This window comes from Stenotrophomonas sp. YJH_SMC_27 (assembly GCF_059369815.1).
On sequence record NZ_JCAFTA010000011.1, the window covers coordinates 17,357 to 39,236 of the forward strand.

Sequence of the window (21,880 nt, forward strand, 5' to 3'; positions counted from 1 at the left end):
TCTGAATTGGCACGGACTGTTGCCGACGAACGGCCTATCCAGATCCTGCGTGCTGGCTATAATGGCCACGCGTTCTCTGCGGTACTCGACGGCATGTGCAAACATTCGCCTTGTCCCTTAAGAACGACACCGGGAGCGCGACAGCGCCGGGAGTGCAGGTCCGCCTTGTAGCGGGAAGCCCGATGGTTCTCCAGCGTTCCCACTTGAGCCCCCGGGTTCAAGGTCGTTTCGCATGCATCGACATTGCGGAGAATGCAATATTCCAGCAAGGGCGGCGTCTTCGGGCGTCGCCCTTGTTCTTTGCGGCACAATGACGGCTGATCCTTGCCGCACGCTGCCATGACCGACCCGCGCCAGGCCCTGCGCCACGACCTGCGGCAACGCCGCCGTGACCTTTCCGCCGCTGAGCGCATCGCCGCCGCCGAACCCCTTGCCGATGCCCTGCTGGCGCTGCCGTTCGCCCCGCGCGAAGGCGCCGTGGCTGGCTACTGGGCGCTGGATGGCGAAATCGCCCTGCACCGCTGGCAGCTGCAACTGCCCGAAGGCCTCACCTACTGCCTGCCGGTGCTGGCCGGTGAGGTGCTGCGCTTCGCACCGTGGCGGCCGGGGCAGCCGCTGACCAGCAACCGCTACGGCATTCCCGAACCGGACGTGGCGCTGGAAGACACCCTGGAACCGGCGCAGATGGCGCTGGTGGTGACCCCGCTGGTGGGTTTCGACGCGCAGTGCCGACGGCTGGGCATGGGGGGCGGCTGGTATGATCGCAGCTTCGCCTTCCGCCACGATCGGCCGGCGCCGCCCTGGCTGGTCGGTGCTGCGTTCGCGGTGCAGCAGGTCGAGGCCTTGCCGGTGGCGTCGTGGGACGTGCCCGTGGACGCGATCTGCACCGAAGACGGCACCCTGTTCCCCTCCGCTGCCCCCGTGAACGCATGACCGCCCGCAAGCGCTACTGGCTGATGAAGTCCGAACCGGACGCTTTCTCCATCGATGATCTGGCCAAGGTCAAGGTCGAGCCCTGGAACGGGGTGCGCAACTACCAGGCACGCAATTTCATGCGCGATGGCATGCAGGTGGGCGACGGCATCCTGTTCTACCACTCCAATACCAAGGTGCCCGGCATCGTCGGCCTGGCCACCGTGGCCAGCCCGGCCTACCCGGACGACACCCAGTTCGATCCGACATCCGACTACCACGACCCCAAGAGCACGCGCGAGAACCCGCGCTGGATGCTGGTGGACGTGGCCTTCGACCGCAAGCTCAAGCAGGTGATCGCGCTGGACGAGATCAAGCTGCACGCCGAAGAGCTCGGTGAAGGCTTCCCGCTGGTTGCCAAGGGCAACCGCCTGTCGGTGTTCCCGGTGACTGCTGCGCAGTGGAAGCTGCTGCTGTCGCTGGAAAAGAAATCCTGATTCCCTGCCTGAGAGTTCTCCCATGTCCGAAGCCAAGCGCCTGGCCGCCGAGAAAGCCATCGAGTACGTTGAAGACGGCATGATCGTCGGTGTCGGCACCGGTTCCACCGTGGCCTATTTCATCGATGCCCTGGCCCGCATCCAGCACCGCATCAAGGGCGCCGTGTCCAGCTCCGAGCAGAGCACCGCGCGCCTGAAGCAGCACGGCATCGAAGTGATCGAGCTGAACCACAGCGGCAACCTGTCGCTGTACGTGGACGGCGCCGATGAGTGCGATCCGAACAAGTGCCTGATCAAGGGCGGCGGCGCCGCACTGACCCGCGAGAAGATCATCGCCGAGGCCAGCGAGCGCTTCATCTGCATCGTCGACCCGAGCAAGCAGGTGCCGGTGCTCGGCAAATTCCCGCTGCCGGTGGAAGTGATCCCGATGGCGCGCAGCCTGGTCGCCCGCCAGATCCGCGACATGACCGGCGGCCAGCCGACCTGGCGCGAAGGCGTGGTGACCGACAATGGCAACCAGATCCTGGACATCCACAACCTGCAGATCACCGATCCGGAAAAGCTGGAGCGCGAGCTCAACCAACTGCCGGGCGTGGTCTGCGTGGGCCTGTTCGCGCGCCGCCGCGCCGATGTGGTGATCGTCGGCGGCAAGCCGCCGGTCGTGCTCTGACCCTTTCGAAGGATCCTGACGATGTCGCTGTTGCGTTCGCTGCTGATGCTCCCGCTGTTGGCCCTGGCTGGCTGCGCCACCGACGCGGCCCGCCACTGGGTCGAACTGGATGGCGCCCGCTACCAGGTCGAGCTGGCCACCAACGATGAAACCCGCGCGCGCGGGTTGATGTTCCGCGACCAGATGGCGGCCGACCACGGCATGCTGTTCATCCACGACCGCGAGGAAATGCAGGCGTACTGGATGAAGAACACCAGGATCGCGCTGGACATCCTGTACTTCGACAGCCAGCGCAGGCTGGTCAGCCAGCAGCGTGATGTGCCGCCGTGCTCGGCCGGCGACATGTGCCCGCCCTACCCCAGCGGTGGCCCGGCACGTTACGTGCTGGAGCTCAACGCCGGCCAGGCCGAGAAGCTGCAGTTGAAGGACGGTACGGAGCTGAAATTCGGCCCGGGCATCGAAAAGTAAGGTGCGGCCGGGCTGCGCCCGGCACGCGCTGTAGTGCCGGCCGCTGGCCGGCACCCCTGCAGGGGTCAGATCCCATTCGCTCACGAAAGGGATCTGACCCCGGATTTTTCACGCGACACCGCTTGAAACCGCCTGCGAATGACGCCAGTCTGTGGCCATGCAGGACCGGATCACACTCCCCGACTGGGATGCACTGGCCGACCTCGAAGACGAGGCGCTGCCACTGTTGCCGACCGCGCTGCTGATCGCGCGCGATGAATACCCCGATCTGCAGCCGTCGACCTACGACGCGTTGATCCAGAGCCACGTCGACCACCTCCGCTCGGAAGTGGAGAGCATCGACAACAGTCCATTGAAGATGGCGGCGATCAACCGCCACCTGTTCGACGAGCTGGGCTACAGCGGCGACCACGACAAGTACTACGATCCGCGCAACAGCTATCTCAACCAGGTGTTCGAGCGGCGCCTGGGCAACCCGATCTCGCTGGCGCTGGTGCAGATGGAAGTGTCGCGACGGCTGGGGATCCCGCTCGACGGCGTGTCCTTCCCCGGCCACTTCCTGGTGCGCCTGCCGGTGGACGACGGCGTGCTGGTGATGGACCCGTTCAATGGTGGTCGCCCGCTGGACGTGGACGAACTGCGCGAACGCGCCAAGTCACACCTGGGCGGGCAGATGCCCGACGACCAAGTGCTGGCGCAGATTCTCGACCCGGCGCCGGCGCGCGCGATCCTGATGCGCATGCTGCGCAACCTGCACGGCGTGTATGCCGAGGCCGGCGAATGGGATCGCGCCGCGCGCAGTGCCGACCGCCTGCTGAAGCTCGCCCCGGAGCAGGACGATGCGCTGCGTGACCGTGGCCTGGCCTATCTGCAGCTGGAATATCTGGCCGGTGCCCGCCATGACCTGGGGCAGTACCTGAAGCGCAATCCCGAGGCCAGCGATGCGCAGTGGCTGCGCGAGAAGCTGATCGACCTCGGCGGGCCGATGCCGCGGCTGCATTGAGGGCGTCGGTGTGTGGACCAACGGTCCACACCCACCGGATGGGCCGGGTGGACCTCCAGTCAATCGACTTCGACCATCTCGAAATCGGCCTTGGTCACCCCGCAATCGGGGCAGGTCCAGGTCTCGGGAATGTCCTCCCAGCGCGTGCCCGGCGCGATGCCCTCTTCCGGCAGACCCTCCGCTTCGCTGTACAGGAAGCCGCAGACCACGCACATCCAGGTGCGCAAGGTGGTGGGGGTGGCATCGCTCATCGGATAATCACGGCTGGATTCACGGGCCGCCATTGTCCCATCGCGGCCCACGCACCGGTAGCCATCGATGACTTCTGCTTCCCCGGCGCCCCGCGGCGTCTACCTGATCACCCCGGACGAGCCCGATACCGCGCGCCTGCTGGCCCGTACCGCGCCGCTGCTGGCCGCTGGCGCCACCTGGCTGCAGTACCGCAACAAGACCGCCAGCGACGCACTCCGGCAGGAGCAGGCAATCGCGCTGCAGGCGCTGTGCGCGGAGCGCGGCGTGCCGCTGATCATCAACGACGACCCGGCGCTGGCCAAGGCCGTGGGCGCGGCCGGCGTGCACCTGGGCGGCACCGACGGTGACATCCCCAGCGCGCGCGCCCTGCTCGGCCCCGACGCCATCATCGGCGCCTCCTGCTACGACCAGTTGGCCAATGCCGAGAAGGCCGTGGCTGCCGGCGCCAGCTACGTGGCCTTCGGCGCGTTCTTCCCGACCACCACCAAGATCACCACCAGCCGCGCCCATACCGACCTGCTGCGGCAAAGCGCCGCACTGGGCGTGCCGCGGGTGGCGATCGGCGGGCTGACGCCGGACAATGTCGGTCCCATCATCGACGCCGGCGCCGACCTGGTGGCCGTGGTCAGCGGCATTTACGCCGCGCAGGACCCGGTCGCGACCCAGCGCGCCTACCTCGCCCAGTTCGCGTAACGCCCAGGAAAGCCCCATGAACCACGACCAGTCCCACGCCCTGTTCTCCCGCGCCCAGCAGTTGCTGCCGGGCGGCGTCAATTCGCCGGTGCGCGCGTTCAAGTCGGTCGGCGGCGAGCCGTTCTTCGTCGAACGCGCCGACGGCGCCTACCTGTACGACGTCGACGGCAACCGCTACATCGACTACGTCGGTTCCTGGGGCCCGATGATCGTCGGCCACAACCACCCGGCCGTGCGCCAGGCGGTGAAGAAGGCGATCGACAACGGCCTGTCCTTCGGTGCGCCGTGCGCGGCCGAAGTGACCATGGCCGAAACCATCACCCGCTTGGTGCCATCGTGCGAGATGGTGCGCATGGTCAACTCCGGCACCGAGGCCACGCTGTCGGCGATCCGCCTGGCGCGTGGTGCCACCGGCCGCAACCGCATCGTCAAGTTCGAAGGCTGCTACCACGGCCACGGCGACTCGTTCCTGGTCAAGGCCGGCAGCGGCATGCTGACCTTGGGCGTGCCGACCTCGCCGGGCGTCCCGGCCGGGCTGAGCGAACTGACCCTGACCCTGCCCTACAACGACTTCGAAGCCGCCACCGCGCTGTTCGAACAGCAGGGTGGCGACATCGCCGGCCTGATCATCGAACCGGTGGTCGGCAACGCCAACTGCATCCCGCCGCGCGAGGGCTACCTGCAACACCTGCGTGCGCTGTGCACGAAGCATGGCGCGCTGCTGATCTTCGACGAAGTGATGACGGGCTTCCGCGTCGCCCTCGGCGGTGCGCAGGCGCACTACGGCATCACCCCGGACCTGACCACCTTCGGCAAGATCATCGGCGGCGGCATGCCGGTGGGCGCCTACGGCGGTCGTCGCGAGCTGATGCAGCAGATCGCCCCGGCCGGCCCGATCTACCAGGCCGGTACGCTGAGCGGCAATCCGGTGGCAATGGCCGCTGGCCTGGCGATGCTGGAGCTGATCCAGCAGCCGGGTTTCCACGCCGACCTGGCCGAGCGCACCGCACGCCTGTGTGCGGGTCTGGAAGCGGCCGCCGCCGACGCAGGTGTGGCCGTGACCACCACCTGCGTGGGTGCGATGTTCGGGCTGTTCTTCACCAGCGAGAAGGTGGAGACCTATGCGCAGGCCACCGCCTGTGACATCCCGGCGTTCAACCGCTTCTTCCACGCGATGCTGGAGCAGGGCGTGTTCCTGGCCCCGTCGGCGTACGAGGCCGGCTTCCTGTCCAGCGCCCACGACGATGCCGTGATCGAGGCGACGCTGGCCGCAGCACGCGTGGCGTTCAAGGCCGCCAAGGGCTGATCGCAAAAAAGGGGACGGAGGGGATTAAGTCGTTTGTGCACAAACGACTTAATCCCCTCCGTCCCCTTTTTTCAACCGAAGACGAATTTGCCCCTCATCATCGCGAAGTGGCCGGGGAACGAGCAGAAGAAGGTGTAGTCACCGCCCTTCTGCAGGCCCTGGGTAGAGAAACGCACGCGTGTGGTTTCGCCACCGCCGATCACCTTGGTGTGCGCCAGCACGCGCTTGTCGGCCTTCGGCAGGTAGCTGTCAGCCAGCGTCATGCGCATGCCCGCCATCGCCACCGGCTGGTAATCGGCAGTGCGGGTCAGCACCCAGTTGTGGCCCATCGCGGTAGCGGCCAGCTTGCCGGTGTGGCGCAGGGTCAGGTCTACGGCGGTGCAGTCGGCGGCGACCTTGATCTCGCGGCTGCTGAAGCTCATCTGGTCGGTGCTGTCGATGCTCACCGCACACACCCGCGCCATCGCCGACGGCGCCAGCATCAGCGCGCCCAGTCCCACTGCCACCACCCAAGCCTTCATCGTTGCATCTCCTGCGGATTCGAGCGCCATTCTAGGCAGGCCTATGCCCGCCCGGCTGCGACCGTCTGTCGCATGGCAGCTCCAGGGTTTCCCGCGCACTCATCGCAATGGCATGCTCGGCCGATGCGGATCGATCTGTTGCTGCTGGATGTGGATGGCGTGCTGGTGCAGTACCAGCGCGCGCAGCGCGTGCTGCACCTGGCCCAAGCACTGCAGGTTCCGACGCAGGCCGTGCAGGCCGCGTTGTATGACAGCGGCCTGGAAGCGGCACATGACAATGGCACGCTGGATGGCCCGGCCTATCTGGCGCAGCTGGGAGAGCTTCTGGGCACGACTGTCGAAGTGGCTGCATGGACCGCGGCGCGACGGGCCGCCAGCCATCCTCAGGCGGCCGTGTTGCAACGATTGCAGGCCCTGCAGCTGCCAATCGCGGTGCTGACCAACAACGGCGCGCTGATGCAGCAGGCATTGCCCACCCTGCTACCGGAACTGTTCCCTGCGCTGCAGGGCCGCGTGTTCTGCAGCGCGGAGTTCGGTCTGCGCAAACCGGCGCCCGCGGTGTTCCTGCGCACGCTGGAAGCGCTGGGCGTGGCGCCTTCGCGCGCGCTGTTCGTCGATGACCTGTTCGCCAATGTGCGTGGCGCGCGCGCTGCCGGCCTGCACGCGGAAACCGTGCGCGATGGCCGGGGATTGGGCAAGGTGTTGAAGCGCTATCGGATCGCGTGACGCGCTGTAGAGCCGAGCCCATGCTCGGCTCCTGTTGCCTGACATCGCGATGAGCCGAGCGTAGGCTCGGCTCTACAGATGCCTCTGCAGGCTTCAGCGCGCGGCGATGAACGCGGCAATCGCCGCGCGCAGGCGCTTCAGGCCTTCGGCCACTTCTTCGTCGGTGATGTTCAACGACGGCACGAAGCGCAGCACGTCCGGGCCGGCCTGCAGGGTCAGCAGGCCCTGCTCGGCGGCATGGTCGAGGATCGCCCCGGCCTGGCCGGCGAAGTCCTCGCCCAGCACCGCGCCCAGCATCAGGCCGCGGCCACGCACGTCGCTGAACACGCCGAATTCTTCGTTGATGCGCGCAAAGCCATCGCGCAGCGCCTTCGACTGGCGGCTGACATTGGCGGCGATCTCCGCCGAGGCCAGCTTGCGCAGCGCAACGCGTGCGACCGCAGCGGCCAGAGGGTTGCCACCGAAGGTGGTGCCGTGCGCACCGAACTGCATGGTTTCGGCCACCTTCGGGCCGGCCAGCATCGCGCCGATCGGGAAGCCGCCACCGAGTGCCTTGGCCAGGGTGACCATGTCCGGCACCACGTCGTCCTGCCAGTGCGCGAACAGCGTGCCGGTGCGGCCCATGCCGGCCTGGATCTCGTCCAGCACCAGCAGCGCGTTGTGCTGGTCGCACAGTTCGCGCACGCGCTTGAGGAAGCCGGACTTGGCCGGCATCACGCCGCCCTCGCCCTGGATCGGCTCCAGCATCACCGCCGCCACGTCACCGGCGGCCATCGCGGTTTCCAGCTGCACCTCATCGTTGAAATCGATGTAGCGGAAGCCACCGGGCAGCGGCTCGTAGCCTTCCTGGTACTTCGGCTGGGCAGTAGCGGTCACCGCGCCAAGGGTGCGACCGTGGAAGCTGCCGCGGAAGGTGATGATCACCCGCTTGTCGGCCGGGCGGCCTTGGCTGGAGGCCCACTTGCGGACCATCTTGATCGCCACTTCGTTGGCTTCGGCGCCGGAATTGCACAGGAACACGCGCTCGGCGAAGCGGCTGGCCTTGACCAGCTCCTCGGCCAGGTGCAGCGGCGGCGCGCTGTAGAACACGTTGCTGGTGTGCCAGAGCTTGCCGGCCTGCTCGACCAGCGCGGCCACCAGGTCCGGATCGTTGTGGCCGAGGCCACACACGGCGATGCCGGCGGCCAGATCGATGAACTCACGGCCCTGGCTGTCCCACACACGGGCGCCCTGGCCGCGCTCCAGTACCACCTGGCGGGGCTTGTAGACCGGCAGGTAGTAGTGTGAAAGGGAAATCAGCGGATCGGTCGCGGCGGTCATGGCAGTCGGCAGGGTTCAGGAATGCCCATTCTCGCGCCGGAACCCCTGCGGCACAATGCGCCCATGCGACCGTTTTCCGCCCCCCAGCTCAACCCCGCAACCGAGACCGGCTGGCGCCGTCGGTGGTTCGACATCATCTACCGCCATGACACCCGCCCTTCGCGCAATTTCGACCTGATCCTGGTGGTGGCGATCGTCGCCAGCATCCTGGTGGTGATGATCGACAGCGTGCAGCACCTGCATGCCGAATGGTCCACCGGCCTGTACATCCTGGAATGGGGCTTCACGATCATCTTCACCGCCGAGTACCTGCTGCGGCTGGCGGTTGTCAGGCGCCCGCTGCGTTACGCGGTGAGCATCTGGGGCATCATCGACCTGCTGTCGATCCTGCCCGCCTACCTGTCGATGTTCATCCCGGGTGCGCAGAGCCTGCTGGTGGTGCGCGCGCTGCGCATCCTGCGGGTGTTCCGCATCCTCAAGCTGACCCGCTACATCGAGGAAAGCGGCGTCCTGATGACGTCACTGTGGCGCAGCCGGCGCAAGGTGCTGGTGTTCCTGTTCACGGTGATCACCATCACCATCATCGCCGGTGCGCTGATGTACGTGATCGAGGGCCCCGAACACGGCTTCACCAACATCCCGGCCAGCATGTACTGGGCGGTGGTGACCATGGCCACGGTCGGCTTCGGCGATATCGTGCCCCAGACCGTGCTCGGCCGCTTCGTCACCTCGGTGCTGATCCTGATCGGCTACAGCATCATCGCCGTGCCCACCGGCATCTACACCGCCGAACTGGCCAGCACCATGCGCGAGGCCGAACTGGCCGCGCGCCGTGATGCCCGCGGCTGCCCGCATTGCGGGCTGGAGGGGCATGAACCGGATGCGCGGCACTGCCGCAAGTGCGGTGGTGAACTGCCGGACGCATTCAGCCATTGAGGCACATGCCGGCCAGCGGCCGGCACTGCCAACCCCGCAGGGTGCGCGCCGGGCATGGCCCGGTGCCGCCGTGGACGGGTCCACGCCCTGTGTGGATCGCCCTCAGCGCATGCGGTTGCTGGTGGTCACCAGGTCGTTGTAGGCGTCCAGGATCGTCGACTGTGCCCCTTCAGGATCGGTGGTGAGCCAGCTGCCCGACGCCTTGCGCTCGGCGGCCAACGCATCGGCGGTGATCGGCTTGCCCTGCTCCAGACGCTCGACACCGCGACCAGCGGTACGCACCAGCTTGTCGGCCGAACGCTGCACATGGCCCCACATCGGGTCGTCCTTGCCGACACCACTGTTCTGGATTTCCGTCACCAGCGCCTGATAGTCGGCCAGCTGGCCGCGCAACGCCGCAACGTCCGGTGCGTCGCTCTGGAACGCCATCGCCAGCTGCTTGCCATCGCCGACAAGGCGCAGGTGGTAATAGGCCAGCGAGCGGCCTTCGCTTTCCTCGATCTGCTTCAGCTGGGCGGCGCGGCGATCGTTCTCGTTCTTTTCCAGCGCCGCATCCATTGCTTCGCTGGCCTTGAAGAAATCAGCATAGGCCTGCATCAGCGGGGCATGCTGGCTGCGCATCCCTTCGCCACCATCGCGACGATAGTCCTCGCGGGTGAAGTACCCATCGGCACGCTCGATCAGGGTGTTCAGTGCCTGGAATGCCTGCTGGTACTGTCGCGCGGGTGCATCCAGCGGCGTGGCAGGGGTCTTTGCCAGCGCATCGGTCAGCGGCTGGCCGCAGTACTCGACGCGGTGCGACAACAGCTTGCCCGGTGAGCGCGGCTGCGCTTCCTTGCCGGTCGGCCCCGCCTTGGGGTCCTTCATCCAGCCCGTGTAAGTCTGGAAGCCTTCGTGGATGGGCTGTTCGACGCCGTTGTAGCACTCGATGTAGGCGTTCACCTTCTCCAGCCCGGGGTCGGCGACCGCCAGCCCCGCCGGGCTGTTGCAGCCGGCCAGCGCGCCGAGCAGGAGAACGGGAATCAGGCGTGTGGATGCGTTCAAATCAGTTCCTTGCACCAGTGAAAACTGCAGCCATCGTCCTGCATGGCGCGAGCGCGCGCTCCAGCACCTCGGGAAGGTGCTGGCATTCGGGGCTGCGGGGCGTGTCATGTCGCGATCAACCTGCTCGATCGCGACAAAAATAGCGCGTTGAGCTTCCCGCCTACTGGCGGTTGCTCTGGAAAACCAGCGAGTTGTATTCCTGCATCAGCTTGCTGGCAGAGCCGCTCGGCGCCATTGAGGGCGAATCCAGCATGCGCCGTTCGAAATCGGTATAGGGCGTGTTCTCGCTGACGCGCTTCAGCCGCTCCTTGCCTTCGCGCCGGAAGTTCTCGGCCTCACGCTCGAAGCTGTTCCAGTCCAGCTTGCCCGGCTCCTGATCAGCCACCTTCGCATGCGCTTCGTCGGAAATGCGGTTGAACGCATCCAGACGCTCGCGCGCCTTGGCCTGGTCGAAATCGTCCTCGCTCATCAGATCCATGATGGCCTTGGCTTCCAGCATCATCGCCAGACGGTAGTACTCGCGCGTGCGCCCCTCGGCCTGTTCCAGCGCCTTGAGCTGCTCGCGCTGGGCGGCGTCGTTCTGGCGCTCCAGCTCGGCGTTGAACGTTGCGCTGGCAGCCACGAACTCCTTGAAGGCGGCCATCAAGGGCGCATGCAGCTGCTTGCCCTTGGCGAACCGGTCATCTTCGTAGTCCTGGCGATCGTAGTAGTCGTGCGCCTCCTTGCTGATCGGCACCAGTGCCTTCAGCGCCTGCTGGTAATGGCCAGCAGCGGCATCGAGCTCGGCCAGCGCCGGCTTGGCAGCCATCGCCTCGGTCACGGGGCCATCGCACTGCTTCATGTCGTAGTCGCTGATCTCGAACGGACCGTACACCTGGGTCTCGCGCCCGGTCGGGCCGGCCTCGACGTCCTTGATCCAGCGCGTATAGGACTCGATGCTGCCGTGGGTCTTCGAATCAAGCGTGTTGAAGCAGCCGATGTAGGCGTTGAGCTTGGCGGTCAACTGCTGCTGTGTGTCCGACGGCGCCGCGCTGGCGTCGGGCGTGCTGGAAGGGCCGGCGTCGCCAGCGGTTGCAGGCGCCTTGCTGCCGCAGGCAGCCAGGACAATCGACAGCGAAGCGGCCAGCGCCGCGACGGAAAGAGTGCGTGACATGGGTTCACGTCCTTGTTGAAAACGATTACAGCCGCGCATTCTAGCGCAGCGGGCCGAAGGTCGCAGCCCTCGGCCTCTGCCGGCGACGCGCGATCAGTCCAGGAACAGATCCGGCAACAACGGACGCGATGGATCCACCGCATAGCTGGACAGATCGGTGATACCCGCCTGCGCCAGCACGTCATCGTCGATCAGGAACTGGCCGTGGAAACCCGCCGCCTCGCGCACCAGCACCGCGTGCGCAGCATCGGCCATGATCTGCGGCGTGCGGCAGCCAGCCGCATCCACGCCCGGAATCATGTTGATCGCATCGGTGGCGATGACGGTGCGCGGCCACAGCGCATTCACCGCCACGCCCTGCGGGCCGAATTCCGCAGCCAGGCCCAGGGTGACGAAGCTCATGCCCATCTTCGCCAGCGTGTAGCCGGTATGTGCGCCCCACCACTTCGGCTCCAGGCTCGGCGGCGGCGCCAGGGTCAGGATGTGCGGGTTCGGCGCCTGCAGCAGGTACGGCAGGCAGGCCTGCGCGCACAGGAAGCTGCCGCGCGAATTGACCTGCTGCATCAGGTCGAAACGCTTCATCGGCGTATCCAGCGTGCCGCGCAACCAGATCGCGCTGGCGTTGTTGATCAGGATGTCGATGCCACCGAAGGTGTCGACCGTGGCCGCCACCGCCGCCTGCACCTGCTCTTCCTCCCGGATGTCGCACTTCAGCGCCAGGCCCTGCCCGCCTGCAGCCGTCACCGCTTCGGCGGCGGTGTGGATGGTGCCCGGCAGCTTCGGATTCGGCACCGACGACTTGGCCGCGATCGCCACGTTGGCCCCGTCGCGCGCGGCGCGCAGTGCGATGGCCAGGCCGATGCCACGCGAGGCACCGGTGATGAAAAGCGTTTTGCCCTGCAGACTGCCCACGTTCCGCACTCCAGCGTATGCAATGAGCCGCTAGTATGCCGCGCCGACGCGGAGTTCACCCGCCCTTGACGATACTCGGGCCTCCAGACAACGCACGAGGTACACGCCATGCGCCGTTCCCGCCTGTTGCTGCCTGCCTTGGGGCTTGCCCTGCTGACTGCCTGCCAGGGCCGTTCGCCGGAACCCGGCAAGGAGCCACCCGCCGGTGACACGCCCAGCGCGGAGAAGGCCGCCGCCGACGGCAAGATGCGCTGGAGCGAGGCGGTGGTCTGGGATGGCGACCTCAACGCCTGCCGCCAAGGCGAGAACGCGGCCACCCGGGATTGCCTTCGCGACGCGATGCGCGCCGGTGGCGCCAGTGCCGAGGCCATCACCGCCGCCGAGCAGTTGTCCACCGGCGGTGAGTTGGCCTATGTGACCGCGTGGCACGAGAACGAAGGACTGGGCATTGCCACGGTCGAGTATCCGTTCCGCGCCAACACCAATGAAGGTACCCGCCTGGTCGATGCCAGCGGCAAGCGCATCGATGTGGATGCCGTGCAGTTGGACGACACCTTGCGTGCCGACCCCACTGTGCAGGAACTGCTGAAGGCCAATCCGCAAGCCACGCCGTTCGCACCGGCGCAGTCGGCCGGCGCCTCGCCGTTGGAGAATGGTGGCATCCGCCTGCTGTACCGCACGCCGCTGCGCGACTGCCACGCCTGCCCGGATGTCGGGCAGTTGCAGATCGCCTACGACTTCGACGCCAAGCGCAACTTCATCGGCCAGCAGGTCGTGCCGGCGACGCCGTAACCCGGAAACGCCGCGTCTCGCCGGGCATGGCCCGGCGAGCGCAGTGTCGAATCACCGGTATGCCTGCACCTGCTTCTTCAGCAGATGCGGCACGATCAACCGATGCACCGGCGCAACCGGCAGCATGTACGCGCGCCCGAAGGCGTTATGCGTATGCACCACGGTCGCCACTTCCAGCACGTCGCCCTGCCACTGCAGCGCCAGCTGCACGCGAAGATGGCGGTCGTCGTCTTCCAGCACGATGGCATCGTCATCCATCGACTGCAGGGTGAAGATGCCGAGCCGCTGGCCGGGTTGAGGATCTTCAACAACCTGCACTGCACGCAACGAACCCAGATGCTTCATGCCCAGCAGGCGCATGCCGTGGTTGCGCAGCGCCATCAGCCCATCGAACCAGCCGGGAATGGTCGCCGCCATGTCGCGGTAGGCCTGCAGTGCGGTACGCCCGTCGCGCCGGGTGGTGGCCTGACAGGCGTGCACGAAGTCGGCACCAGGCAACTGCGCACGCAACACATTGCCCGCGCTCGGCGGGCCGGTCACTATCCGCGAAGCCTTCACGGCTTGGGCCCCTGCCCTTCGTTGTCTTCCCAATGCAGGATGCGGCGGGTGACGAAGCGGTAGACCGGCTTGCCGGTAGCAAACCACAGTTCGCGCACCCACGAGGTGCGCTTGAGCAACCGCTTCTCCACCGGCGTAAGCGATTCACGGCAGTACATGCGCTTGTGCTTGAGCAGGTGGCGCAGGTCCTCGCGCGCCAGCAGCCGCATCCAGCGCGAGCGCGGGTTGCCGATCACCGCCAGCTGGAAGTCGATCAGCGCCGGCCGTCCATCTTCAGTGACCAGCCAGTTGGCCTCCTTGGCCAGATCGTTGTGGGCCACGCCGTTGCGATGCAGCTGCTGCAGCAGCCGGCGCGCGGAACGGAACCAGGCCAGGTCGCCGCGCGGTGGGCGCTGGTACATGGCGTCGCCGGCCATGAAGCTGCGATCCAGGTGATGGCCATTCCAGGCCAGCAGCTGCGGCACATCGGCCATGCCGTGAATGTGCTGCAGCGCGCGGGCCTCGCGGCGGGCCAGCCACCATGCAGGCAGCCGCAACCACAGCGGCGTGGCACCAAGATCACGGCGCACAAAGGGACCATCGGGCCCTTTCACAAGGAGGATCCGGCCGAAGCTGTCGGCCTTCAAAGCATGCGGTTGAGCGTCGGGCGTATGCGGCATGGGCCCATTCTAGGCGATGGCACTGGTTGCAAACGGTCACCAAGCGGCTGGGAACCAGTCACCTTCACGCCCCTATAATCGGGCAATGGACTCTTCATGGATCGACGCCACGCTCGCGTGGATTGCCGCTCACCCCGTGCTGGCGGGCGCCGTTATCTTCCTCATCGCCTTCTGCGATGCGGTCATCATTCTTGGCGCCATCGTGCCGGCGCTGCCACTGCTGTTCGCGGTGGGCGTGTTCATCGGCCTGGGCCAGATCTCCGGGCCGTACGCGGTGGCGGCTGCGGCATTGGGTGCGTTTGCCGGCGATGGCATCAGTTACTGGATCGGCCGCCGCTGGGGCGACCGCCTGCGCGGCGTGTGGCCGTTCAGCCGTTACCCGCAGCTGCTCGACCGCGGCGAAAACCTGTTCCGCCGCAATGCCTTCAAGAGCATCCTGGTGGCACGCTACGTCGGCGCGATCCGGCCATTCGTGCCCGCCATCGCGGGCATGATGAAGATGCCAGCCAGCCGCTATGTACAGGCCAGTGGTATCGCCAGCATTTCATGGGCGGTCCTGTTCCTGGCCCCCGGCTGGATTCTTGGCGAGGCCTATGACGCGGTGGCGGCGGTGGCCGGTCGGCTGGTGGTGGTGGTCGGCCTGCTGGCGGTGATCCTCGGCCTGGTCTGGGCCATCGTGCTGTACGGCTACCGCTGGTCGGCCGCGCGCATGGACAACTGGTTGGCACGCCTGCTGGACTGGTCCAACCGCCACCCCACGCTGGGCCGCTATACCGTCGGCGTGCTTGATCCCAAGCGCCGTGAATCGGTGCCGCTGGCGATGCTGGCGTTGATGCTGCTGGTACTGGGCTGGGGCTGGTTCGCATTGTTGACCGTGGTGGTCGCGCACGGCGAGCCGCTGGCGATCGACCTGCTGGTGCACCAGGCCATGCTGGCGCTGCGTAACCCGCTGGCCGATTACCCGATGGCCGCGCTGGCGTCGCTGGGCGCCTGGCAGGTACTACTGCCGGCCACCGCTGCAGCGATGGGCTACCTGATCTGGCGCCGGCGCTGGATGGCGGCCGCCCACTGGCTGGCCGCGCTGGCGTTCGGCCTGGCGCTGACCATGCTGCTCGGCGCTACCGTCGATGTGGTGCGCCCGGTCGACGCCAGCAGCGGCTTCGGCTTCCCGTCGGTGTCGGTGACGATGGCCACCATCACCTTCGGCTTCTTCGCGGTGCTGATCGCCCGCGAGATGCCCGGCCGTACCCGCGTCTGGCCGTACCTGGTGTCGGGCATCGTGGTCAGCCTGATCGGCTTCTCGCGCCTGTACCTGGGTGCGCATTGGCTGAGCGACGTGATCGGCGGCATGCTGTTCGGCACGTTCTGGCTGCTGGTGCTGGGCATCGCCTACCGCCGCCGCTTCAACCGCTCGTTCTGGGTGAAACCGGTGGCCTGGCTGTTCTATGGCGTCTTCGCCGTCGCCGCGATGTGGTACGCACCGCGCAACATCCCGGTGAAGCTGGAACGCTTCGAGCCGACCCTGCCGGCCCCGCAGGCAATGGACACGCAGGCCTGGTGGCAGCACGACTGGGCCACGCTGCCGGCGCGCCGCAACGAGTTCGACGACGACCAGCGCTGGCCGCTGGACGTGCAGGTGGCCGGTCCGTTGGCACCGCTGCAGGCGCAACTGGAAGCGCGCGGCTGGAAGCGACAGGAGCAGGCCGGCTGGCAGCAGGCGCTGCTGATGCTGGACAAGAACACCGGCGCCGATGACCTGCCGGTGCTGCCGGCGACGCTGGACACCCGCGTGGAAGCGCTGTTGATGGTGCGCCAGGGTGCACATCGCGATGAGCGCTACGTACTGCGCCTGTGGCCAGCCCCTGCACAGTTGCAGCCGGGCAATACGCCACTGTGGCTGGGCAGTGCGCAGACCCTGCGCTACCAGCGCCATTTCGAATGGATCGGCATGTGGCATCCACTGCGCGGCGTCGACCCGGCATTGAACGCGGTGAAGGACGCCGTGCAGGAGCTTCCGCAACGCGAGGACGTGCACAGCGAAACCGGGTTGCCGGTGCTGCGGTTGAAGACCACGGCGCCCCGACCGGCACCGGCACGCAGCCACCCACTGTAGAGCCGAGCCCATGCTCGGCTGCCTTCGCGGGAACCATCAAGCCGAGCATAGGCTCGGCTCTACAGTAGATCCACGCCATGCGTGGATGGCATTCCCCGCATACCCCAGCGTGTGCACCAGGGCGCACACCACCCGGGGCAGGCTGTTACGGCATCCAGCCCAGCAACTGCTGCAAACGCTGGTGCGGGTCGTCCAACTGCAGCAGCTGCAACCGCTGCTGCTCGCTCAGCGGCAGCAGCTCGGCCAGCCGCCAGCCGACCCAGCTGGCCTGGTCCAGCAGCGCTGGGTTGGCCGGCGCATAGGCCTCGCCGGCCTGTTCGATGATGTGCCCCAGCACCGTGGCCAGCAGCGCATGCTGCGGCCGCAGTTCGTCGTCGGGGTCTTCATCGCACCAGCGCACGTCGGCTACCACCAGCCCGTTGTCACGCACGCGCGTGCGCTCGACATGGAAACGGCGGGTGCCGCGCAGACGCAACTGCAGCACGCCGTCGGCGCCGACATCGAAGTCTTCGATGCGTACCTGCACGCCATACGCGGCCGGCGTTGCCGGGGCTCCCACTTCCTGGCCGTCGAGGATCAGGCAGACACCAAAGCCCTCACCACTGCGGCCGCTGTCGCGCACCAGATCCAGGTAGCGCCGTTCGAACACGCGCAGGCCCACCGCCGCACCTGGCACCAGCGTGGTGTGCAGCGGAAACAGCGGCAGCGAACCGTCGACGCTCATCGTGCCTGCAGCGCGGCAAGGAAGCGGCGCGGTGCGCCGTCGAAGCCACCGTTGGACATGAACACCACGTGGTCACCCCTGCGCGCGCTGGCCTGCAATTGCGCCAGCAGCGCGTCGGTATCGGGCACCGCGTGCGCTTCGCCACGCACTGCGGCGATCACCGCAGCAGCATCCCAGGCCAGTTCCGGGCGATGCAGGAACACCACTTCATCGGCCAGCGCCAGCGAGGGGGCCAGCGCCTGCGCGTGTGCGCCCAGCCGCATCGAATTGCTGCGCGGCTCCATCGCGACCACGATGCGCGCATCGCCCACCTTGGCGCGCAGCCCTTCCAGCGTGGTGGCGATTGCGGTCGGGTGGTGGGCGAAATCGTCATAGACGGTGATGCCCTCGTGGCTGCCGATCACTTCCATGCGGCGCTTGACGCTGCGGAAGCGCGCCAGCGCCGGGATCACCTCGGCCGGCGCAACACCCACCGCATGTGCGGCTGCCAGCGCCGCCAGGCCGTTGAGCACGTTGTGGCGGCCCAGCAACGACCACTGCACATCACCCAGTGCCTGCCCGCGGTGGTGCACGCGGAACGCGCTGCCATCGGCAGCCAGCAGCTCGGCATGCCATTCCAGCGACGGATCGAATCCGAAACGCTCAACCGGGGTCCAGCAGCCCATCGCCAGCACTTCGGCCAGATGCTGATCCTCGCCATTGACGATCAGTCGGCCACGCGCCGGCACCGTGCGCACCAGGTGATGGAACTGGCGCTGGATCGCGGCCACGTCCGGGAAGATGTCGGCGTGGTCGTATTCAAGGTTGTTGAGGATGGCCACCAGCGGCCGGTAGTGCACGAACTTGCTGCGCTTGTCGAAGAAGGCGGTGTCGTACTCGTCGGCCTCGACCACGAACTCACGGCCCTGGCCCAGGCGGGCGGAGACGCCGAAATCCTCGGCCACGCCGCCGATCAGGAAACCGGGAGAACGACCGGCACTTTCCAGCAGCCAGGTGAGGATGGTGGTAGTGGTGGTCTTGCCGTGGGTGCCGGCCACGGCCAGCGTGTCGCGGCCCGGCAGCACCTGCTCGGACAGCCACTGCGCACCGGAGATATAGCGCTGGCCGGCGTCGAGCACGGCCTCAACGGCGGCATTGCCGCGCGAGAGTGCGTTGCCGATCACCACGTCGTCGGTGCCCGGTGGCACGCTGTCGGCGCGGTAGCCCTGGTCCAGGGTGATACCCAGCTGCTCGAGCTGGGTGGACATCGGCGGATAGATGGCCTGGTCACTGCCGCTGACCGTATGGCCCAGTTCCCGCGCCAGGGCGGCCACGCCGCCCATGAAGGTGCCGGCAATTGCAAGGATATGTACGCTGCTCATGACCGAGGATTGTGACCGATGACGGCTGTATAGGGCCAATGTCCGCTCTTGGGTAAGACAAGTCCTACACAGGATGTGAGGAAACTCCAATCATCTGTCAGGGAAATCCCGATAGCGATGTTCTGTGAACCCGGACACAATTCGAACTGCCAGCCGCAGTACCCGAACCGGTCCTACTCCCCAAGAGGCCATCCCCAAGGGAGCTCATGCTGCGGGGCCCTGAGCAAGCCCTCTGCTGGCGCCTATCAAACGACACAGGCCTGATCCTCACGGACCAGGCCTGTGTTTTTTCTGCGCCCGTGCGGCCGGCAGCACGCCGGCCCCGCCGGGTCAGGCGTTGATCGCCGCCAGGATGCGGGCTTCGATCTCGTCCAGCTCACCGACGCCGTCAACCCGGGCCAGGGTGCCGCGGCCAGCGTAGAAGTCCACCACCGGGGCGGTCTGCTCGTTGTAGACCTGCAGGCGCTGGCGCACCGCTTCCGGGTTGTCATCGGCGCGGCCCTGCTCCTTGGCGCGGCCGGCGATGCGGTCCACCAGCAGTTCGGTGGGCACGTCCAGCTGCACCACCGCGTCCAGCGGCTGGCCGATCTTGGCCAGCAGGCCGTCCATCGCATTGGCCTGGGCCACGTTGCGCGGGTAGCCATCGAGGATGAAGCCCTTGGCGACATCAGCCTGGGTCAGGCGCGACTCCAGCATGCCCAGCAGGATGTCGTCCGACACCAGGTTGCCGGCATCCATCACCGTCTTGGCCTGCTTGCCCAGTTCCGTGCCCGCGGCGATTTCCGCGCGCAGCATGTCACCGGTCGAAATGTGGGCGATCCCCAGCTTTTCCTTCAGGCGCGTCGCCTGTGTCCCCTTGCCCGAACCGGGCGGTCCCAACAGAACCAATCGCATTGACCTGACTCCAACGTGTTGAAAACAAAGAAGGTTCGCGTCCCGGACGGACCGGTATCGCTGCACCGCAATAGCGCCACTTTACCGCATCCGGGTAATGTCCCTGCAATGTCCCCTCCCCCGAGCAGGTAGAAGCATGCGCAACGGTACTCTCCTCTACGCCCAGTCCGGCGGTGTTACTGCGGTCATCAACGCCACGGCGGCGGCGGTGATCGAGCAGGCCCGGGCCAAGGGCATCAAGGTCCTGGCCGCCCGCAACGGCATCCTCGGCGCGCTGCGCGAGGAGCTGATCGACACCAGCAAGGAGAGCGCCGCCGCGATCCGCGCCCTGGCCCATACCCCGGGTGGCGCCTTCGGCTCGTGCCGGGTGAAGCTGAAATCGCTGGACGCCGACCGCGCCCGCTACGACCGGCTGCTGGAGGTGCTGCGCGCGCATGACGTGCGCTGGTTCCTCTACAACGGTGGCAACGACTCGGCCGACACCGCGCTGAAGGTTTCGCAGCTGGCCAAGGCCTCCGGCTACGACCTGACCTGCATCGGCGTGCCCAAGACCATCGACAACGATCTGGCGGTGACCGACACCTGCCCCGGCTTCGGCTCGGCGGCCAAGTACACCGCCGTCTCGGTGCGCGAGGCGGCGCTGGACGTCGCGGCGATGGCCGAGACCTCCACCCGCGTGTTCATCTACGAAGCGATGGGCCGCCACGCCGGCTGGTTGGCCGCGGCCGCCGGCCTGGCTGGCAACGGTGATGACGAAGCGCCGCACATCATCCTGCTGCCCGAGCGCGCCTACGACGAGGCCGCGTTCCTGACCAAGGTGAAGGCCGTGGTCGAGCGGGTCGGCTACTGCGTGGTGGTGGCGTCGGAAGGCATCGCCACCGCCGATGGCCGCTTCGTCGCCGATGCTGGCGGCGGCAAGGACTCGTTCGGTCACTCGCAGCTGGGCGGCGTGGCTGCCCACCTGGCCGCACGGGTCAAGGACCAGCTGGGCCTGAAGGTGCATTGGGCCCTGCCCGACTACCTGCAGCGCTCGGCCCGCCACCTGGCCAGCAAGACCGACTGGGAGCAGGCGCAGGCGGTCGGCAGGGCTGCGGTGCAGCTGGCGCTCAAGGGCCAGAACGGCGTGATGCCGGTGATCGTGCGCAGCAGCGACGCGCCCTACCGCTGGAAGATCGAAGCGGCGCCGCTGTCGAAGATTGCCAACCATGAAAAGAAGATGCCCGCCGGCTTCATCCGCCGCGACGGCTTCGGCATCACCGCCAAGGCGCGCGCCTACCTGTCGCCGCTGATCAAGGGCGAAGCGCCGCTTCCGTATGGCACCGATGGCCTGCCGAAGTACGTCACCCTGAAGAACGTGGCGGTGAAGCAGAAGCTGCCGGCCTTCGAAGGCTGAGGTGCACCTGCGCCCTGTGCGGAGCACAGGGCGCATTGCGGAGACCACCGAAGCGCCCCACAATCGGGCTCCGGCCCGGGGCAAAGGGGCCGCCGCAAGCCAGATTCGACGCTGCCCGGCCACGTGGCCCGGGCCTGTGCTGCCATTTCACAAGGACTGTAACCATGAAGCACCCGATCCTGATCGCCGCGCTGCTGTGCGGTGCCGCCGCACCCGCCTTCGCTGCGACCTGCGAAAGCAACTTCCAGAAGAAGGGCAACCCCTTCGTCGGCACGACCTTCACTTCATCGGTCACCCATCCGGACCTGACCGTGGCCAGTGCCATCGGCCAGATGCGGGTGATCGCCAAGAACGCCAACATGGACGTCCTCAGCGAGGACGTGGAAGGCGGCTCGATGCTGATCGAAGAGCCGGAATCGTTGGCCCACAAGCCGATCCCGATGATCATCAGTGCCACCTCCGAAGGCGGCCAGGGTACCGTCGGCATGGTGGTGAAGGTCAACAAGGGCGCCATTGCCTCGGCCGATGGCGTGCGCGAAGAAATGTGCAAGCTGCTCAACCAGGTCAAGCCGGGCAAGGCTGGCGAACAGGCGGCCAAGGCCACTCCGCAGGCGTCGGTGGTAACGATCGCCGCCGACCGCTTTGGCTTCCAGCTGCGCAACCAGAACAAGGACAACCCGGCCGCGATCGAGCCGCGCTACAAGGGCAAGACCTACGCCATCACCGGTCGCATCACCACCGTGCTGCGCAGTGGCGGCACCTACAACACCAGCTTCGACCTGCCCAGCGATGGCAGCATCGACTTTGAGCGCGTGGCTATTTCCTGCTCGTTCGCAGCCAACCAGGCCGCGTATGCGCTGGCCCTGCGACCGCGCGAGAAAGTGACGCTGACCGGCGTGGTCGACAGCTACGACCAGATTGGTCGTGTGTTGTGGCTGAAGGACTGCCGCGGCAACTGATCGCTGCAGGCATG

At 67.0% G+C, this 21,880-nt stretch carries 24 protein-coding genes and 1 other RNA gene; 14 read left to right on the forward strand and 11 right to left on the reverse strand.

The window, feature by feature from the left end:
- Nucleotides 1-70 precede the first annotated feature (70 nt).
- The 6 genes from ssrS (at nucleotide 71) to AC5P7R_RS16025 (ending at nucleotide 3,550) form a co-directional block, all read left to right on the forward strand.
- Nucleotides 71-256, forward strand: a non-coding RNA gene (ssrS, locus tag AC5P7R_RS16000) — 6S RNA.
- A gap of 83 nt (nucleotides 257-339) precedes the next feature.
- Complete coding sequence (locus tag AC5P7R_RS16005) at nucleotides 340-933, forward strand: 5-formyltetrahydrofolate cyclo-ligase (RefSeq protein ID WP_478436030.1); 594 nt, start codon at nucleotides 340-342, stop codon at nucleotides 931-933.
- A complete protein-coding gene (locus AC5P7R_RS16010) occupies nucleotides 930-1,409 on the forward strand; it encodes an EVE domain-containing protein (protein WP_227854037.1) in 480 nt (159 codons plus the stop codon). Before AC5P7R_RS16005 ends, AC5P7R_RS16010 begins: the two co-directional genes overlap by 4 nt.
- Nucleotides 1,410-1,431: 22 nt before the next feature.
- Nucleotides 1,432-2,079, forward strand: coding sequence for a ribose-5-phosphate isomerase RpiA (gene rpiA / locus AC5P7R_RS16015; protein WP_227854038.1), 648 nt, complete (start codon nucleotides 1,432-1,434; stop codon nucleotides 2,077-2,079).
- A gap of 21 nt (nucleotides 2,080-2,100) precedes the next feature.
- Entirely contained in the window at nucleotides 2,101-2,547 is a 447-nt protein-coding gene (locus AC5P7R_RS16020) for a DUF192 domain-containing protein (RefSeq protein ID WP_014648292.1), read from the forward strand.
- A 157-nt stretch (nucleotides 2,548-2,704) separates the two neighbouring features.
- Entirely contained in the window at nucleotides 2,705-3,550 is an 846-nt protein-coding gene (locus AC5P7R_RS16025; RefSeq protein WP_019662001.1) for a SirB1 family protein, read from the forward strand.
- Between the two features lie 59 nt (nucleotides 3,551-3,609).
- Here AC5P7R_RS16025 and AC5P7R_RS16030 read toward each other — a convergent pair whose 3' ends face one another.
- A complete protein-coding gene (locus AC5P7R_RS16030) occupies nucleotides 3,610-3,801 on the reverse strand; it encodes a rubredoxin (protein ID WP_012512010.1) in 192 nt (63 codons plus the stop codon).
- A 67-nt stretch (nucleotides 3,802-3,868) separates the two neighbouring features.
- Here AC5P7R_RS16030 and thiE point away from each other — a divergent pair, with 67 nt between their 5' ends.
- Nucleotides 3,869-4,495 (forward strand): thiamine phosphate synthase, encoded by a 627-nt coding sequence (gene thiE / locus AC5P7R_RS16035; protein WP_021204574.1) that lies wholly within the window; start codon nucleotides 3,869-3,871, stop codon nucleotides 4,493-4,495.
- A 16-nt stretch (nucleotides 4,496-4,511) separates the two neighbouring features.
- Nucleotides 4,512-5,801: a glutamate-1-semialdehyde 2,1-aminomutase gene (gene hemL / locus AC5P7R_RS16040; protein ID WP_019662003.1), complete on the forward strand. Its 1,290-nt coding sequence runs from the start codon at nucleotides 4,512-4,514 to the stop codon at nucleotides 5,799-5,801.
- Between the two features lie 71 nt (nucleotides 5,802-5,872).
- Here the strand turns inward: hemL and azu are convergent, their stop codons facing one another.
- A complete protein-coding gene (gene azu, locus AC5P7R_RS16045; protein WP_111098760.1) occupies nucleotides 5,873-6,322 on the reverse strand; it encodes an azurin in 450 nt (149 codons plus the stop codon).
- Between the two features lie 123 nt (nucleotides 6,323-6,445).
- On the opposite strand from azu, the gene AC5P7R_RS16050 reads away from it, so the two are divergent.
- Entirely contained in the window at nucleotides 6,446-7,048 is a 603-nt protein-coding gene (locus AC5P7R_RS16050) for an HAD-IA family hydrolase (RefSeq protein WP_111101884.1), read from the forward strand.
- A gap of 93 nt (nucleotides 7,049-7,141) precedes the next feature.
- Here AC5P7R_RS16050 and AC5P7R_RS16055 read toward each other — a convergent pair whose 3' ends face one another.
- Nucleotides 7,142-8,368: an acetylornithine transaminase gene (locus AC5P7R_RS16055; protein WP_227854039.1), complete on the reverse strand. Its 1,227-nt coding sequence runs from the start codon at nucleotides 8,366-8,368 to the stop codon at nucleotides 7,142-7,144.
- 63 nt (nucleotides 8,369-8,431) lie between these two features.
- On the opposite strand from AC5P7R_RS16055, the gene AC5P7R_RS16060 reads away from it, so the two are divergent.
- Entirely contained in the window at nucleotides 8,432-9,304 is an 873-nt protein-coding gene (locus tag AC5P7R_RS16060) for an ion transporter (protein ID WP_021203637.1), read from the forward strand.
- A gap of 102 nt (nucleotides 9,305-9,406) precedes the next feature.
- On the opposite strand, the gene AC5P7R_RS16065 is transcribed toward AC5P7R_RS16060, so the two are convergent.
- The 3 genes from AC5P7R_RS16065 to AC5P7R_RS16075 form a co-directional block, all read right to left on the reverse strand.
- The gene (locus tag AC5P7R_RS16065) at nucleotides 9,407-10,348 is read right to left on the reverse strand and encodes a YiiG family protein (RefSeq protein WP_021203636.1); all 942 of its coding nucleotides are present in this window, start codon (nucleotides 10,346-10,348) and stop codon (nucleotides 9,407-9,409) included.
- A 160-nt stretch (nucleotides 10,349-10,508) separates the two neighbouring features.
- Nucleotides 10,509-11,501, reverse strand: a complete 993-nt coding sequence (locus AC5P7R_RS16070; protein ID WP_021203635.1) for a YiiG family protein — start codon at nucleotides 11,499-11,501, stop codon at nucleotides 10,509-10,511.
- Between the two features lie 93 nt (nucleotides 11,502-11,594).
- Nucleotides 11,595-12,413: an SDR family oxidoreductase gene (locus AC5P7R_RS16075; protein ID WP_021203634.1), complete on the reverse strand. Its 819-nt coding sequence runs from the start codon at nucleotides 12,411-12,413 to the stop codon at nucleotides 11,595-11,597.
- 108 nt (nucleotides 12,414-12,521) lie between these two features.
- Here AC5P7R_RS16075 and AC5P7R_RS16080 point away from each other — a divergent pair, with 108 nt between their 5' ends.
- Nucleotides 12,522-13,205 carry a hypothetical protein gene (locus AC5P7R_RS16080; RefSeq protein ID WP_021203633.1) on the forward strand — a complete coding sequence of 228 codons (684 nt, stop codon included), beginning with the start codon at nucleotides 12,522-12,524 and terminating at the stop codon, nucleotides 13,203-13,205.
- 51 nt (nucleotides 13,206-13,256) lie between these two features.
- On the opposite strand, the gene AC5P7R_RS16085 is transcribed toward AC5P7R_RS16080, so the two are convergent.
- Entirely contained in the window at nucleotides 13,257-13,745 is a 489-nt protein-coding gene (locus tag AC5P7R_RS16085) for a DUF2867 domain-containing protein (protein ID WP_428986848.1), read from the reverse strand.
- A gap of 14 nt (nucleotides 13,746-13,759) precedes the next feature.
- Nucleotides 13,760-14,422, reverse strand: coding sequence for a serine/threonine-protein kinase (locus tag AC5P7R_RS16090; protein ID WP_019662012.1), 663 nt, complete (start codon nucleotides 14,420-14,422; stop codon nucleotides 13,760-13,762).
- Nucleotides 14,423-14,507: 85 nt separating this feature from the next.
- Here AC5P7R_RS16090 and AC5P7R_RS16095 point away from each other — a divergent pair, with 85 nt between their 5' ends.
- Nucleotides 14,508-16,535 (forward strand): bifunctional DedA family/phosphatase PAP2 family protein, encoded by a 2,028-nt coding sequence (locus tag AC5P7R_RS16095; RefSeq protein ID WP_227854040.1) that lies wholly within the window; start codon nucleotides 14,508-14,510, stop codon nucleotides 16,533-16,535.
- 145 nt (nucleotides 16,536-16,680) lie between these two features.
- Here the strand turns inward: AC5P7R_RS16095 and AC5P7R_RS16100 are convergent, their stop codons facing one another.
- The 3 genes from AC5P7R_RS16100 to AC5P7R_RS16110 all read right to left on the reverse strand — a co-directional run bounded on the left by AC5P7R_RS16100 (nucleotide 16,681) and on the right by AC5P7R_RS16110 (nucleotide 19,514).
- Complete coding sequence (locus AC5P7R_RS16100; RefSeq protein ID WP_021203629.1) at nucleotides 16,681-17,259, reverse strand: LON peptidase substrate-binding domain-containing protein; 579 nt, start codon at nucleotides 17,257-17,259, stop codon at nucleotides 16,681-16,683.
- The gene (mpl, locus tag AC5P7R_RS16105; protein WP_191863595.1) at nucleotides 17,256-18,620 is read right to left on the reverse strand and encodes a UDP-N-acetylmuramate:L-alanyl-gamma-D-glutamyl-meso-diaminopimelate ligase; all 1,365 of its coding nucleotides are present in this window, start codon (nucleotides 18,618-18,620) and stop codon (nucleotides 17,256-17,258) included. Before mpl ends, AC5P7R_RS16100 begins: the two co-directional genes overlap by 4 nt.
- A 330-nt stretch (nucleotides 18,621-18,950) precedes the next feature.
- A complete protein-coding gene (locus AC5P7R_RS16110) occupies nucleotides 18,951-19,514 on the reverse strand; it encodes an adenylate kinase (RefSeq protein WP_019662016.1) in 564 nt (187 codons plus the stop codon).
- A gap of 136 nt (nucleotides 19,515-19,650) precedes the next feature.
- Here AC5P7R_RS16110 and AC5P7R_RS16115 point away from each other — a divergent pair, with 136 nt between their 5' ends.
- Nucleotides 19,651-20,907: a 6-phosphofructokinase gene (locus AC5P7R_RS16115; protein ID WP_227854041.1), complete on the forward strand. Its 1,257-nt coding sequence runs from the start codon at nucleotides 19,651-19,653 to the stop codon at nucleotides 20,905-20,907.
- A 164-nt stretch (nucleotides 20,908-21,071) separates the two neighbouring features.
- Nucleotides 21,072-21,866, forward strand: coding sequence for a hypothetical protein (locus AC5P7R_RS16120; RefSeq protein ID WP_164144702.1), 795 nt, complete (start codon nucleotides 21,072-21,074; stop codon nucleotides 21,864-21,866).
- Nucleotides 21,867-21,880: the final 14 nt, after the last annotated feature.